Here is a 14,334-nt window from a genome sequence, read left to right as displayed (position 1 = left end):
TAACTTTAACATGTATCCAAGTGACATAAAAGACAGTGAATGGGAAATTTTAAAGCCATATTTTGAGCCAAAAAAGACAGGTAGACCAAGAAAACACGATATTAGAACAATTATTAATGCAATAAGGTACGTAATGAGAACAGGCTGCCAATGGAGACAATTACCTAAGGATTTCCCACCATGGAAGACAATTTACAGTTGGAACACACGACTAAAAAACACTGGAAAATGGCAAGAAATACACGATATTTTAGTAAAAAAAGTAAGGGAGGTAGTTGGTAAAAGAGCCACACCATCAGTTGGAATAATTGACAGCCAATCAGTAAAAACGACTCAAAAAGGGGGGCCAGAGGTTACGATGCTGGCAAGAAAATAAAAGGTCGAAAACGGCATATTATTGTAGACACGCTAGGACTCGTGATTACGGCAGATGTACACAGTGCAAGCATCCAAGACCGCGAGGGAGCTTTAGATCTTCTGGTAAAAGCAAAACAAAAAATACCAACATTACAGAGGTTTTTTGCTGATCAAGGATACACAGGTAACCTTAAAAACAGATGCTTAATAAAAACAGGATGTTTATTTACAATAGCAAAAAAAGCTCCTAATATTGCGGGATTTGAGGTTATACCGAAGCGTTGGATTGTTGAAAGAACTTTTGCTTGGCTTTCCAATTTTAGGCGTATGAGTAAGGATTATGAGCATTCTCCTCAAACTTCGGAAACCAATATTTTCTTTAATATGACTACTATTATGCTTACTAAATTAGCTAATTCTTGAGTTTGCAGACACCTTCTAAAGCAGAAAATAAAGCGCTAAGGATCGAAAACGCTGAGTTAAAAGAAAGGCTTGGCTTAAATTCAAAAAATTCATCTATACCAAGCTCCAAAGAATTATATAAGATGAGGGAAAATAAGCCAAAAAGTGACAGGAAAGTAGGAGCACAGGTTGGACATAAAGGCAGTTACCGCCCTAAAATGGAGGCAGATGAGATGGTAAAAATAGAACTGCCCAATACGTGTGAGTGCGGAGGAGAAATTGCGGTATCAAAAGATCCGTATACTCATCAAAAGGTCGATTTGCCGGAAATCAAGCCGTATGTAGTTGAATATTAACTAGAGCATGGACGTTGCAAAAGATGTGGAAAAAGAAAAAGTAGCAAGCTACAAGAAGGAGTAACTGCGGACACATTTGGTCCAAGAGTTAAGTCAGTAATTACAGCATTAAGTGGATTTTACAAGAATTCGAAAAAAGAAGTGGCAAATATTATAAAGGACATTTTCAACCTGGATATCAGCGTCGGTAGTGTATCAAATAGCGAGGCTAGAGTGGCAGAAAAATGCCAAGAAGCATATGAGCAAATTGAGGAAGAGGTAAGCAAGAGCAAAATTTTACATATCGATGAAACTAGCCATTACAACAAAGGTAAACAGGGCTGGTGATGGATGTTTGCGAGCAAAATAGGAAGTGTGATCAAATTGACAGAGTCAAGAGGGATGAAAGTCCTGGAAAATAGTAAATTTGGAAAGAATAACAACCTAGTAGTGACCGACAGATATGCAGCTTACAACTACTTTTCCAGCAAGAAAAGGCAGGTCTGTTGGGCACATTTAGCAAGAGATTTTGAAAGGTTGTCTCATAGTTGGAATAGCGAAGTGAAAGTTTTGGGGTATTATTTAAGGAATGTTGCTACTGAATTATTTGCATTGAAAAAAGCTCTGTTAAAGGATGAAATAGACACATTAAGGTTCATAAGAAGAGCAAGAAAATTACGCAAGCGAACGAGATATTACTTAAAGAATATATCAAATTTACCCGAGGCAATTGGAGCGTCTCGAGTAGCAAAAAATATCATGAAATCGGATCTGATGATGTGGAAATTTTTGGACGATCCAGAAAATATTCCACTGACAAACAACTATGCTGAGCGACAGATTCGGCATTACGTTGTTTACCGAAAAGTTTCATATTTTACACAATCGAAACGGGGAAATATGTTTCTTGAGAGGATAATTTCATTGTACTTGACTTGGAGGCAAAAGAAGTTAAATCCTTTTCAAAACCTACTGGCTATTGCTTCTTAAGCCATACACCTGAATGGATACGTAATATTTGATAAAATGACGGCGATCCATTTCTTGATGCTTAAACGGCAGCTACAGAAGTACTTGCAAAAGACGATATAAAGTGTCACCTCATCATAAGTTGACGTTCTAAGGCCTATATAAGACAATGACTTCTAAAAAAAGACACACTTAAAATCTGAATCTCAATCTATATCTGCTACTTTAGCGAAAGTGATAAACAAACCAAATTTATATTTACGTAAATCACTCTTTTCTATCTAAAAATTTATCTATAATCTTAAGCATGAATTTTTAAGTCTAAGCATCCCTCTTTAACCCAAGCTTTTTTAATAAACCATCCAAATTGCAACCCTTCTTACTAAGATATTTAACTATGTCAAAGTTATGAGCTGCAGCAGCCAAATCCATAGCAGTCAAGCCATCACTGTCGGTAATATTCAAATCCACACCTTTTTCTACAAGGTGTTTTACTACATCTAACCCACCATTTCTTACAGTCCAGTGTAGAGGAGTATTACCATCGTTATCGATAATGTTAAAGTCAGCACCTTGCTCTATTAAATATTTTGCTATATCCCAATCGCTATCCCTGACAGCTAGATGCAAAGAAGTGTTACCATCCTTAGCTAGCATTTATATCAATTCCTATTTCTATAAGATATTGTACTACATCCAAGTTTCCCCAATACGCAGCCAAGTGTAAAGTAGTATTACCACTCTTAGTAATGGCTTTAAAATCAGCCCCTTTATCGATACACCCTTTAACGCTATTGAGATCACCCTGTTTTACAGCATAGAATAAATCTTCATTTAATTTCCTTAGCTCTTTATTGGACAGCATCATATACCCATATTAATAGCTTTAACGTTTAGTACAATAAAATATCTTAAGCATAACCAAACCTCTACACAGACTACTTTCACCTTCTTTCAAACCATTTCTCAATGTCACTCAATTTCATTTCTACATAAGTAGGACGTCCATGATTGCATTGACCAGAGTATGGTGTTTCTTCCATTTGCCTCAGTAGTGCATTCATTTCCTCTAACTTCATTTTCCTACCAGCTCTAATTGATCCATGACAAGCGATGGTTGCCAATATTTTATTTACCTTGTCTTCTATAGGAAGCGTATCTTCTATTTCCGTTAATCTATCAGCTATGTTGAGTAGTATTTCTTTTACATCGACTGCTCCTAATATTGCAGGTATTTCTTTCACTATTGCTTCGCTTTCTGACTTAACTTCAATATAAAAACCCATTTCAAATAATTTGTCCTTATAAGTTTCAATCATCTCCATTCCAGCCTGATCTTTAATTTTAACTACCTCGGGAATAAGCAATGACTGCCTCTTTATATTTGATTTTTGTTTCAAGCATTCGTACACGAGCCTCTCATGCGCTGCATGCTGATCAACTATAATCAATTTGTCTTTAGCCTCAGCAATAATGTAAGTATTGTAAACCTGGCAGTGTGCAACTCCTAGTGGGTGCTCCAAGTCGGTCTGTTCTGATGTCTTTTTTTCCAGAACCGTTTGTAGTGGAGATTGTTGCACATAGTCATTTGACTGCTTTGATGAACTTGTGCTAGGTGAAACAAACTCTTTTATTAATTGATTCTCTAAAAGGCTTGGTCTTCTCTCATAGAATTCTTTTTGACTTTCTGGTCCTTTACTTTTACTGCTCACTATGAGCTCATAGCCACCTTTGCTAGAAACAAACTCATCAAATGATATACTTATTCTAGTTGACAGTGCTTTTATCAATCCTCTTGTCACTATTTCGTATATAAGCCTCTTATTTTGAAATCTTACCTCTGATTTATTTGGATGTACATTTACATCTACTTGATCATAAGGTATTTCAAGATGTAACGCTGCAAAAGGATATCTGTCACTTGGAATAAAACCGTGATATGCATATCTAATTGCTCCAATAAGTAGGTTATCTTTAATCGGTCTGCCATTAACAAATGTATAGATCATGGTAGATTTGCCACGATTAATGGTCGGTTTGCAAATATGTCCTGTAAGCTTAATCCCGTCTTCTTCTTCGCAAATTTCTAGCGCATTATCCTTGAATTCTTCCTCTATTTCACATAATCTACTAAATAACAAACTCTGCTTTGCATATCTTACAAGATTTTTGCTACCTGAAGTAAGAGTAAACCCAATATTGGGATTAATCATTGCCAAATTACCTACAATATCAACTATATGCTGGGTTTCTGCTCTTTCAGTCTTTAGAAATTTTAGCCTATTTGGAGTAGCAAAAAATAAATCTCGTACTTCAATTTGTGTACCTCTTGATAAAGAGCAAGGTGCAAGCTCTCCTACTTTTTCTCCACCATCATAATTAATTGACCATGCTTCGTTTGTTCTGTTTGCTTTGGATGATAGCTTCATTCTACTTACTGCAGCAATTGATGGTAAAGCTTCTCCTCTAAAGCCAAGATGCTTAATTTCTACTAAATCATCATCGTTTTTTAGCTTAGAAGTTGCATGGCGCATAAATGCAAGCTCTATATCCTCCTTCTCTATTCCACTACCATCATCTGTTATAGTAATAAGGTTACGTCCACCACTTTCTATTTTTATCTCTATTTCTGTACTTTTTGCATCAATGGCGTTTTCTACTAATTCCTTCACTACACTAGCTGGACGCTCTATTACTTCTCCTGCTGCTATACGGTTTATGGTTTTTGTATCTAGTAGAATGATTGTCATAAGCGTTCAACCGACTTCTATAAAGGTATAGCTTCAATTATAAATTTTGCCACAAAAATATTGAACACTGCCTATAAACTATTTATAATAAGCACATAGGAAGTTTTTCTTCCTTGATTTTTTGTATTTAGCCATTGGAATGTTGGCTACATGCACACTTTTAAACTCCTTCTTGTAAGCCTATGTAAAATAATATATAATTTATTTATTTAGTGCGTTAAATATTATGGCTATTTCTAAGTTTTTAGATCCTAAGAATGATGTCGCATTTCGGCGTATTTTTGGTACTGAAAAAAACAAAGATATTTTAATTCATTTCTTAAATGATATTCTGGGATTTACTGATGTCAATGGAATAAAAGAGATTGAGTTTTTAAGTACCATTCAAGATCCTGATATTGCTGCAAAAAAACAAAGTATTGTTGATGTATTATGCAGGGATTCTTCAGGTATTCAATATATTTGCGAGATGCAGGTTGCTAAGACTAAAGGTTTTGAAAAACGTGCTCAATATTACGCAGCTAAGGCTTATACAAGACAAGCTGATAAAGGTGATCAATATCATAATCTTAAAGAAATTATCTTCATTGCTATCGCTGACTGTATTCTGTTTCCCAATAAAGAGGAATATAAGTCTGATCATATAATTCTTGATCGAAATAGCTATGAACACAATTTAAAAGACTTTTATTTTACGTTTATCGAGCTACCTAAATTTCCTAAGACAAAAGAAGATCAGCTTGAGAATATTGTTGAAAAATGGATTTATTATTTTAAATACGCAGATGAAACCAGTGAAGAAGGATTAGAAAAGATAATAGGTAGTGATCTAATAATCAAGAAAGCATATGAGGAACTGAATAGGTTTAACTGGTCAGAAAAGGAATACATAGAATATGAGCAAGAAGTAAAGCGTACACTTGATGAGCAAGCCATTCTCGAGCAAAAACTTGATGATGCTACTGAAAAAGGTAAAAAAGAAGGCAGAGAGGAAGGAAGAAAAGAAGGTAGAGAAGAAGGCATCCAAATCGGCGAGGAACAGGGCAGGGAAGCAGGGAGAAAAGAGCGTGAAATTGAAGTGGCAAAGAACCTCCTTAAAGTTGGCGTACCAATTGATACTATATCCCAATCTACAGGCTTACCTACTGATGAAATTCAAAAACTGCTAGAAGAAAGTACTCTTTAAGGGGAGTATCATATAGAATACTCAATTATTGGCTACTGTTCGTAGCGTATCCATTCAGCCGGGCGGTAAAATAAAGAGTAGACAAGGAATGCTAAAAAGGTAAACTAGAGTGGCTGTGAGGTAATATGGTTGATCTTTTAGAATTTTGCGAAAGTTTAAGCAGACTATAGAAAAGTTAGAAACAAAAATAGAAGAGCTTAAAGCAGAAAATAAAGCGCTAAGGATCGAAAACGCTGAGTTAAAAGAAGGCTTGGCTTAAATTCAAAAAATTCATCTATACCAAGCTCCAAAGAATTATATAAGATGAGGGAAAATAAGCCAAAAAGTGACAGGAAAGTAGGAGCACAGGTTGGACATAAAGGCAGTTACCGCCCTAAAATGGAGGCAGATGAGATGGTAAAAATAGAACTGCCCAATACGTGTGAGTGCGGAGGAGAAATTGCGGTATCAAAAGATCCGTATACTCATCAAAAGGTCGATTTGCCGGAAATCAAGCCGTATGTAGTTGAATATTAACTAGAGCATGGACGTTGCAAAAGATGTGGAAAAAGAAAAAGTAGCAAGCTACAAGAAGGAGTAACTGCGGACACATTTGGTCCAAGAGTTAAGTCAGTAATTACAGCATTAAGTGGATTTTACAAGAATTCGAAAAAAGAAGTGGCAAATATTATAAAGGACATTTTCAACCTGGATATCAGCGTCGGTAGTGTATCAAATAGCGAGGCTAGAGTGGCAGAAAAATGCCAAGAAGCATATGAGCAAATTGAGGAAGAGGTAAGCAAGAGCAAAATTTTACATATCGATGAAACTAGCCATTACAACAAAGGTAAACAGGGCTGGTGCTGGATGTTTGCGAGCAAAATAGGAAGTGTGATCAAATTGACAGAGTCAAGAGGGATGAAAGTCCTGGAAAATAGTAAATTTGGAAAGAATAACAACCTAGTAGTGACCGACAGATATGCAGCTTACAACTACTTTTCCAGCAAGAAAAGGCAGGTCTGTTGGGCACATTTAGCAAGAGATTTTGAAAGGTTGTCTCATAGTTGGAATAGCGAAGTGAAAGTTTTGGGGTATTATTTAAGGAATGTTGCTACTGAATTATTTGCATTGAAAAAAGCTCTGTTAAAGGATGAAATAGACACATTAAGGTTCATAAGAAGAGCAAGAAAATTACGCAAGCGAACGAGATATTACTTAAAGAATATATCAAATTTACCCGAGGCAATTGGAGCGTCTCGAGTAGCAAAAAATATCATGAAATCGGATCTGATGATGTGGAAATTTTTGGACGATCCAGAAAATATTCCACTGACAAACAACTATGCTGAGCGACAGATTCGGCATTACGTTGTTTACCGAAAAGTTTCATATTTTACACAATCGAAACGGGGAAATATGTTTCTTGAGAGGATAATTTCATTGTACTTGACTTGGAGGCAAAAGAAGTTAAATCCTTTTCAAAACCTACTGGCTATTGCTTCTTAAGCCATACACCTGAATGGATACATGGATACGAGTTATTTTACTAAAAGTGGTTGTTGTGTCTTCTTTAGTTGTTGATGAACTTCCATCTCCTGTGCTAATTCCGCTCTACAGTCTGATGATACACTGCTGTTAAACTTAAAGGCTTTTGCTCTTCAGAGCGCTGTTTTATGCGTTCTTCTATTCCACTTACAAGCTGGTCTACAACATAAGTAATTTCTCCATTAGCATTTTCTACCAATAATTCATTGAACGCATCTTTAACTTCTTGTGCGTCAGAGCTATCTTTTGAGATATCGAAATAATCTAAAATCTCATTTACCTGAAGTTTTTTTGCTAGTGCAAAATCTTTATACTCTTGTTGTTGTTTTAGTACACTTTTATTTTGTTGTTTCACTAAACTTTTATTTTCATCAAGCGATGGCGCAGGCAGAAAATCTTCTTGCTCTTGTTGCTGTTGAGTTATAACCTCAGCTCTTTCATAGTGAGCCCCTTTCCCTTCTCCTTTTAAGCATATTGTTTCTCGCTCCTTGTTGCCCCATAGCTCGTTATTTTGTTGATAATCTTCATTAATCATTTCCAGATTTGGTTTAAACACTGTGTTGTTATCACTACCATTATTTTTATAATTATTTTTATAATGAACATTAATCTCAATATTAGCTAAAGATGCTAAAATAGGAATTTCTGAAAGGAAGATAAAATACTTTTGGTTGTTAATTGCTTCTAGGTAGCTTTTATAGAGATCTTTGCTATTCAGAAACGAATCTTTTATAACTTTAGGATTATATGTGTTATCATAATCTTCACCGCTAAGGTTAGGATTTAAGATAAGTGCACAAGGTTTAAGATCTGCTTCAATATCATTATGTAGCCTTTCACTATTTTCTTCTTTCAATAAATCCTCAATACTAAGCAAAGCTTTTTGATCTTCTGGAGAATGAATGTTACGCTTATTACGTGTATCAATGGTTTCTTTTATCACTGAATATATTTGGTTTCTAAAGTCATCATCACATTTAAACTTTTCAACAATTCCTTTCTTCAGTGCTTTAATATTTTTTTCAGCTTTGTCAATCCTTCTATTCACTTGTTTAGCCAATGCTTTTATCTTACCAGATTGACCAATTGAACCTTCTAGCTCCAGTAAAAAATCACTAAAAACTGTCTCTAGCTCACCTCTTAAATGTTTTGGCATTTTCTTATCATTTAAAGATGTAAATTGACTCAAAAACCTGTGAATTCTTTTCTCATTGCCGGTGCTCTTTCAGCTCTATACTGACCAAAATTATCTTTTTTTCCAAATACAGCATGAAAAAAACAGTTTCCATCTCCTACAGTGGAATATTTTTTAATTACCTTATTATTAATAAGCATGTCTTTACCTAAAATAAAACTATATATTTAACTATAATAGTAAACTTACTAATAAATAGTTAACTAATTAAGTATAGCAAAAATTTTCAAATTATGCAATAATTATCCACATTCTAGCTTTATTTAATGATATGAGTTTTAATTGTGGCATAGTTGGATTGCCAAATATTGGAAAATCGACCTTATTCAATGCACTTACGCAGTCAAGTGCCGCTGAGGCTGCGAATTATCCCTTCTGCACAATTGAGCCAAACATAGGCAAAGTGCCAATAAGAGATCAGCGTTTGAGGCAAATTGCAGCAATGGCAGGTTCTGAGAAGACGATATATAATCAATTGGAAGTTGTGGATATTGCAGGTCTGGTGAAAGGGGCAAGTAAAGGTGAGGGACTTGGTAATAAGTTTTTGAGCCACATTAGAGAAGTTGATGCAATTGTTCATCTGCTCAGATGCTTTGTCAATGACGATATCAATCACGTGCATAACGAAATAGACCCAATATTAGATGCTGAAGTGGTGGAGATGGAGCTGATTTTAGCTGATATTGATAGCATTGAAAAAAGACTACCTCAGTTAGAAAAAAAAGCAAAACAAGGTGATAAAGAGCTAAAAAGACAATTTGAATTGATGCAGAAGGTCTTAGTCATTTTAAAATCTGGTAAACCTGCAAGAATTCTAAATAATGTGGACGAACTTGAAATGAAAGCTCTTCAGCTGCTAACAACAAAGCCGGTTATGTATGTCTGCAATGTTGAAGATACCAATGTTATAACTGGTAATGAATTATCTGAAAAAGTTAAGGAAATGGCAGAGGAAAGTAATAGTCAATTTTATTGTATCTCAGCAAAACTTGAGTCAGATATTGCTAATCTTGAGAGTGAGGAAGAAAAGCAGAGTTTTTTATCTGAATTTGGTCTGCAAGAGTCAGGGCTTGATGGAGTGGCACGTATTATGTACGAAGTATTAAATATGATAACTTTCTTTACTATTGGCCCTAAGGAAGCACGTGCATGGCCAGTAAAAATGGGATCAACAGCTGATAAAGCGGCAGGTGTAATCCACACTGATTTTGAAAAAGGCTTTATAAAAGCAGAGACGATAAGCTTCGATGATTATATAAAATATGGAAGTGAATCAGCCTGCAAAGACGCAGGAAAAATGCGCTTTGAAGGAAGAGAATACGTCGTTAAAGATGGCGACATCATGCACTTTAGGTTTAACGTCTAGTACCTGATCTGCAAAAGCCCTGAAAGAACGTTGTAACCCTTCTAGTTCTTGTTTTTCTTCAGGCTTACTTATCTTCAGCTTATTGACATTAGAGCTGGGTAACTTATTTGATTGCAGACTTTCCCCAATATCACTAGAATCAGGTGACCTATTTAATTGCAGACTTTCTCCCATATCACACAATGCTTGCTCTGATATTTGCCCAATTAAACACTCTTTTAAAACTTCATATAAAGCTTTATCTTTTATAAGCACAGCTTCGTTTTGCTTAGCTAACTCTAAAATGTCCTTTAATTCAGCATTATTACAATTGATAGCTGCACTTCCAAAGCTAACTTGACCAGAATTTATGCTCAAAACAATAGAACAATTAATATCTTTTCCAGCTTCGTCTTTTGCATTCCAACTCATTTCCATGCTACACGTTGCAAGCTTTGTAAAAGAGTAATTCCTTTGTGATTTCTCATTTTTCTCAATTGTTACTGTTCTTTTACCGTTGTGATATATTTTTACCCTTTTGACTTCGCTCTTTTCTTCTTCAATTCTTTTAATTGTTCTACTAAAAAAATTACTAGTTTCTAAAACCTGGTCAGGTTTAGTAATGTTAATATTAAGGTTTGCATGAATATTACGAACTTGCCCTGGACAAGCTACATGATATCCATTAAAAAAGGCATCTGCAGAATCATCATTCAAAAACTCTCTTGCATCACTCTTCCCTCTACTAATCCTGTCCAAATATATGCGCAGTCTTTCAAGGAATTTTTCTCTAGCTGGAGCATCGCATTTCTTACTTATTATATTGATTATACTTGCTAGCTGTTCTTTATTTCGCAGCACAGAAATAAAAAGGAAGATATTTTTGTTTCTTCCATAATGTTTTGATATTTTGTCGAAGGAATTTGCCTTTTGGCCTTCGTTGTAGTTCATATCATACAGATGGCTGTTAAATGGTCCGTCTGAGAAATCTAAATGAACAAAATCTGACAATACACTTTGTATTTCAGTATCATAATAAAATTTATGTTTGCTTTTTTGTACTTCAGCAGCGTCATAAAATTTATGCTTGCTTCCTTGTATAACCAGCTTTTCTCGTGTGTTTTCTGAAGAAGGATTCCATAAATTAATTGGCCACATTTTATACCTTAATATTTTATAACAAAGTTAGCATATGCTAAATTATTATGTTGTAAAGAAAAATATTTTACAACTGGCATGTAATACATTATAAAAATACCATATTCTGCTAGAGGGTTATAAAATGTTTACTAGAAAATTACGCGTTGCTGTTGAAGGCGAGCAATTAAGAACTATCGAATTTCTGCTAAGGAAAAAATCTGATATGAATATTCAAATTGATGGTAGCCCATTGCTCAGTTGGGCTGCTTCCAGCGGCAAAGAAAAATCCGTAGGATTATTAATAGAAAAAGGAGCTGACGTTAATCTTACAGATAAAGATGGGGCTACAGAGTTACACGAGGCCGCTATGGAAGGTCACGTAGCAGTTGTAAAGCTCTTAATAGAAAAAGGAATTAATGTTAATGCTCAAAACAAGGATGGTTTTACTGCGCTACACTGTAGCGTTCAACATGGTTCTCAAGAAGTTGTTGAAACACTATTAAGCAACGGAGCTCAAGTTGATCTGGCTGGAGCTGGAGGACATACGCCGCTATATATCGCTGCTCAAAGCGGTAATGTAAAGATTACAGAATTGCTAGTAACAAAAGGAGCAAACGTTAATGCTCAAGCTAAGGACGGGTTCAATCCGCTTGTTATTGCGTCTAGTAATGGCCATTTAGAGGTCGTGAAGTTGTTGGTGAAAGTAGGGCCAATGTTAATGTTGATAGTCCTTGTGGTTCTCCAACCTCTATTGCTATTCGTAGTGATTATGCAGAAATTGTTGATTTTTTGTTAGATAGTGGAGCTGGTTTTGACTGCAAAGGCACTTCGTGTATTGTAAGCTACAAAGATAAAAGTGGTAAGAGATATCTGCGAACACTTGAAGACAGAGTGATCAAAATGCCACATTGTATAGCGGTAATGCCGGATGTGCAGTCTCAAGTAGCTGAAAATCTTAGCAGGACACTGGCAGATATGAATATGAAGGTTGTGGATGATAGACCATCAACATCCTGCTCAGTTAGCTCAGTAGATCAGGTGGATAGCAGTAAGGGTTCATCTAAAGGTTAATAAGTATAGGGCTATGCCCTATACTTTAAGTTATTTGCCTGAGAACTTCCAATATTGCAACCTCTTCCTTGTAGTTACATTATAATCATACGTCCATTAATTATATTAATTTTATAATAATTTATTTTTAAATGATAGATCAAATATTGATTTTTTATAAAATTTTATTAAAATAAATTAAATATATATTGATATTATTATTAAAATGGTAAGTAACAGTAAAATGAAGGTAATCTTCCATATTGTTTACAATTTTAATAACAATATAAAACCAGAAGAAAGTATAAAACCAGAAAAAAATACAAAATTCGTAGTACACTTTTTTGGGATGGGTGGCTTTATTAAGGTTAATGTACTTGGAAAGAATAAAAAGAAGAGTAGTGAATCTGATAAGCAAGAAAATGGAATTGAGGCTAATGTACTAGGAGAGAATGAAAAGAAAAGTAGTGAATATGATGAGGAAAAAAATGGATTTAAGAGAGTAGATTATTACTTTGATTACCCGTTCTTTTCTGACATTGTTAATCCAGAGCATTTTTGCAAAGAATTGAGGAGTAGGGAGAAAAAATTCACAGGAACGATAGTGCCTCTGTGTTTGCTAGTGCTTTCTGTATTAGCGTTTACTTTAGTAATATTATTAGCTTTGGCAGTAATATTCTTTGCTGTGAGCGCAGTATGGCTGCTTTTTGATTTTATTAAGGAGAGGTTTGTTGTACATAGGCTTGAAAATTTGCTAGAAGGCCTTGATCCTGAGTTAGTGAAGCTATACAAGAATCAACTTATAGGTAAACAATCAAACGAAGGGGTGCATGGTCAAAAACCAGAAAAGAGTGAGGACATAAAAGATATTGTTAATTTCCTCTTGAAAGGAGATAAGGTATTAGCACTGTACAAGTTTCTGACAAACGGAGAAAAGTTAGTTCAGGCCGGAATGGCAATGGTAAACAAGTTGTTACTAGAGGGTGTACATCCAAATGACATAATTTTAGACACTAATTCCCTTGGAGGAGGAATTGCAGCAGAAGTATTAAAAAGGTTTGCAGAACTAGGTATTTATTTAACATTAATTCATAGTAATTCTTACTGTACACTTAAAGATGCAAGCAATAACTTTCCCCATGTAGGAAAGTTATTTACAAAACAGCTCCCTACAAAATTCGTGAATGTTTGGTTTAGGCGTTGTGGCTTAGAGTGGGACCAACAGAAAGTTATAGAAAAAGATGTAAAGGAAAGCCCTGTGATGGTTGCAGGTAGAGATGGTGACACTGTAATCCCCCCAGAAAAAGCGCAACTTGCTGATATAGGCTTCCAAGTTTAATTACGCCTCAGCAATTTAGAGTAAGTGTAGTACTTAAGCACAATCAAACAGAATGTAAGAATAAAGAAAATATTCATATTGATGATGAGGGACATTTGATAGTTAAGTATATTAAATTGAATAACGATGAATTGGAACCTGATGAAATATGTATAAGTTTTATAGAGATGAAAAACTATTTTATTAGTGAAATGGCTCACAAATATTTAATAAACTCAGGATTAAATAAAGATTTTAATCTGGAAGAATACGTCTGCACTAAATTGTCTGAAGGTTTAACAACAGAGGTAACGTTGGTACCTATGTTTGAAAACCAAAATGTTGCAAGTCGTGGTCATTCCCTGTAGGATATTAGTAAGGATTTTAAATAAGGAAATAATATGCCATCTGTTACTTTTATTCTACCTGATGGTAGTAAGAGAAGTTATGAAGCTGCAGAGGGTGAAACTTTGCTTAATTTAGCTCACAGGAGCGATCCTGATCTGCTTGAAGGAGCGTGCGAAGGCTCTCTTGCTTGTTCCACATGTCATGTAATTGTTGATCCAAAATTTTTTAGCGCTGTGGAAGCACACAATCCTATCTCTGATGAAGAAAATGATATGTTGGATTTGGCTTTTGGCCTCACAGAGACATCAAGGCTTGGATGCCAAATAAAAATCACAGAAGATATTGATGGTTTGTGTGTAACCATACCAAAAGGCACAAGAAATATATCACTTGATAAGCAAGATAAAGAATAATT

Annotated in this window: 11 protein-coding genes and 4 pseudogenes; 9 read left to right on the top strand and 6 right to left on the bottom strand. The window is 35.1% G+C overall.

All coding sequences use genetic code 11. The annotated features are described in order from the left end of the window. Positions 1-10: 10 nt before the first annotated feature. Positions 11-780: pseudogene (locus HF197_RS06500) on the top strand (IS5 family transposase). Continuing rightward, positions 777-2,084 (top strand): annotated as a pseudogene (gene tnpC / locus HF197_RS06495) (IS66 family transposase). The pseudogenes HF197_RS06500 and tnpC (HF197_RS06495) overlap by 4 nt, the downstream one beginning before the upstream one ends. A 300-nt stretch (positions 2,085-2,384) precedes the next feature. On the opposite strand, the gene HF197_RS06490 reads toward tnpC (HF197_RS06495), so the two are convergent. The 3 genes from HF197_RS06490 to mutL form a co-directional block, all read right to left on the bottom strand. Further along, positions 2,385-2,720: an ankyrin repeat domain-containing protein gene (locus HF197_RS06490; RefSeq protein ID WP_168464717.1), complete on the bottom strand. Its 336-nt coding sequence runs from the start codon at positions 2,718-2,720 to the stop codon at positions 2,385-2,387. Then, a complete protein-coding gene (locus HF197_RS06485) occupies positions 2,710-2,928 on the bottom strand; it encodes an ankyrin repeat domain-containing protein (RefSeq protein WP_168464716.1) in 219 nt (72 codons plus the stop codon). The genes HF197_RS06490 and HF197_RS06485 overlap by 11 nt, the downstream gene beginning before the upstream one ends. A 79-nt stretch (positions 2,929-3,007) precedes the next feature. Then, positions 3,008-4,813, bottom strand: a complete 1,806-nt coding sequence (mutL, locus tag HF197_RS06480; protein ID WP_168464715.1) for a DNA mismatch repair endonuclease MutL — start codon at positions 4,811-4,813, stop codon at positions 3,008-3,010. A 226-nt stretch (positions 4,814-5,039) separates the two neighbouring features. On the opposite strand from mutL, the gene HF197_RS06475 reads away from it, so the two are divergent. Both HF197_RS06475 and tnpC (HF197_RS06470) read left to right on the top strand, forming a co-directional pair. Further along, entirely contained in the window at positions 5,040-5,999 is a 960-nt protein-coding gene (locus HF197_RS06475) for an Rpn family recombination-promoting nuclease/putative transposase (RefSeq protein WP_168464714.1), read from the top strand. Between the two features lie 125 nt (positions 6,000-6,124). Beyond that, positions 6,125-7,484: pseudogene (gene tnpC, locus HF197_RS06470) on the top strand (IS66 family transposase). A 94-nt stretch (positions 7,485-7,578) separates the two neighbouring features. On the opposite strand, the gene HF197_RS06465 reads toward tnpC (HF197_RS06470), so the two are convergent. Together HF197_RS06465 and HF197_RS06460 are read right to left on the bottom strand one after the other, a co-directional pair. Beyond that, positions 7,579-8,679, bottom strand: a complete 1,101-nt coding sequence (locus HF197_RS06465; RefSeq protein WP_168464713.1) for a hypothetical protein — start codon at positions 8,677-8,679, stop codon at positions 7,579-7,581. 29 nt (positions 8,680-8,708) lie between these two features. After that, positions 8,709-8,858: an OTU domain-containing protein gene (locus HF197_RS06460; RefSeq protein ID WP_168464712.1), complete on the bottom strand. Its 150-nt coding sequence runs from the start codon at positions 8,856-8,858 to the stop codon at positions 8,709-8,711. 131 nt (positions 8,859-8,989) lie between these two features. On the opposite strand from HF197_RS06460, the gene ychF reads away from it, so the two are divergent. After that, positions 8,990-10,084 carry a redox-regulated ATPase YchF gene (ychF, locus tag HF197_RS06455; RefSeq protein ID WP_168464711.1) on the top strand — a complete coding sequence of 365 codons (1,095 nt, stop codon included), beginning with the start codon at positions 8,990-8,992 and terminating at the stop codon, positions 10,082-10,084. Here the strand turns inward: ychF and HF197_RS06450 are convergent. Beyond that, positions 9,992-11,221, bottom strand: a complete 1,230-nt coding sequence (locus tag HF197_RS06450) for a hypothetical protein (RefSeq protein WP_168464710.1) — start codon at positions 11,219-11,221, stop codon at positions 9,992-9,994. The genes ychF and HF197_RS06450 overlap by 93 nt on opposite strands. Before the next feature lie 124 nt (positions 11,222-11,345). On the opposite strand from HF197_RS06450, the gene HF197_RS06445 reads away from it, so the two are divergent. From HF197_RS06445 to HF197_RS06425, 4 genes and pseudogenes are all read left to right on the top strand, one after another. Further along, the gene (locus HF197_RS06445; RefSeq protein WP_168464709.1) at positions 11,346-11,999 is read left to right on the top strand and encodes an ankyrin repeat domain-containing protein; all 654 of its coding nucleotides are present in this window, start codon (positions 11,346-11,348) and stop codon (positions 11,997-11,999) included. After that, positions 11,993-12,274, top strand: a complete 282-nt coding sequence (locus tag HF197_RS06440) for a hypothetical protein (RefSeq protein ID WP_168464708.1) — start codon at positions 11,993-11,995, stop codon at positions 12,272-12,274. Before HF197_RS06445 ends, HF197_RS06440 begins: the two co-directional genes overlap by 7 nt. Positions 12,275-12,497: 223 nt before the next feature. Continuing rightward, positions 12,498-13,939: pseudogene (locus HF197_RS06435) on the top strand (alpha/beta hydrolase family protein). 33 nt (positions 13,940-13,972) lie between these two features. Then, the gene (locus HF197_RS06425) at positions 13,973-14,332 is read left to right on the top strand and encodes a ferredoxin family 2Fe-2S iron-sulfur cluster binding protein (protein WP_168464705.1); all 360 of its coding nucleotides are present in this window, start codon (positions 13,973-13,975) and stop codon (positions 14,330-14,332) included. Positions 14,333-14,334 lie beyond the last annotated feature (2 nt).

This window comes from Wolbachia endosymbiont of Ctenocephalides felis wCfeT (genome assembly GCF_012277295.1).
GTDB lineage: Bacteria > Pseudomonadota > Alphaproteobacteria > Rickettsiales > Anaplasmataceae > Wolbachia.
Note: the sequence above shows the minus strand (reverse complement) of the source record. Positions and strands in the feature narration are given on the sequence as shown.

Bases quoted from the DNA above. Each gene is read 5' to 3' on its own strand.
- HF197_RS06485 (WP_168464716.1), bottom strand. From the start codon at position 2,928: ATGCTGTCCAATAAAGAGCTAAGGAAATTAAATGAAGATTTATTCTAT.
- ychF (WP_168464711.1), top strand. From the start codon at position 8,990: ATGAGTTTTAATTGTGGCATAGTTGGATTGCCAAATATTGGAAAATCG.
- HF197_RS06445 (WP_168464709.1), top strand. From the start codon at position 11,346: ATGTTTACTAGAAAATTACGCGTTGCTGTTGAAGGCGAGCAATTAAGA.
- HF197_RS06425 (WP_168464705.1), top strand. From the start codon at position 13,973: ATGCCATCTGTTACTTTTATTCTACCTGATGGTAGTAAGAGAAGTTAT.
- mutL (WP_168464715.1), bottom strand. From the start codon at position 4,813: ATGACAATCATTCTACTAGATACAAAAACCATAAACCGTATAGCAGCA.
- HF197_RS06465 (WP_168464713.1), bottom strand. From the start codon at position 8,679: ATGCCAAAACATTTAAGAGGTGAGCTAGAGACAGTTTTTAGTGATTTT.
- HF197_RS06460 (WP_168464712.1), bottom strand. From the start codon at position 8,858: ATGCTTATTAATAATAAGGTAATTAAAAAATATTCCACTGTAGGAGAT.
- HF197_RS06490 (WP_168464717.1), bottom strand. From the start codon at position 2,720: ATGCTAGCTAAGGATGGTAACACTTCTTTGCATCTAGCTGTCAGGGAT.
- HF197_RS06450 (WP_168464710.1), bottom strand. From the start codon at position 11,221: ATGTGGCCAATTAATTTATGGAATCCTTCTTCAGAAAACACACGAGAA.
- HF197_RS06475 (WP_168464714.1), top strand. From the start codon at position 5,040: ATGGCTATTTCTAAGTTTTTAGATCCTAAGAATGATGTCGCATTTCGG.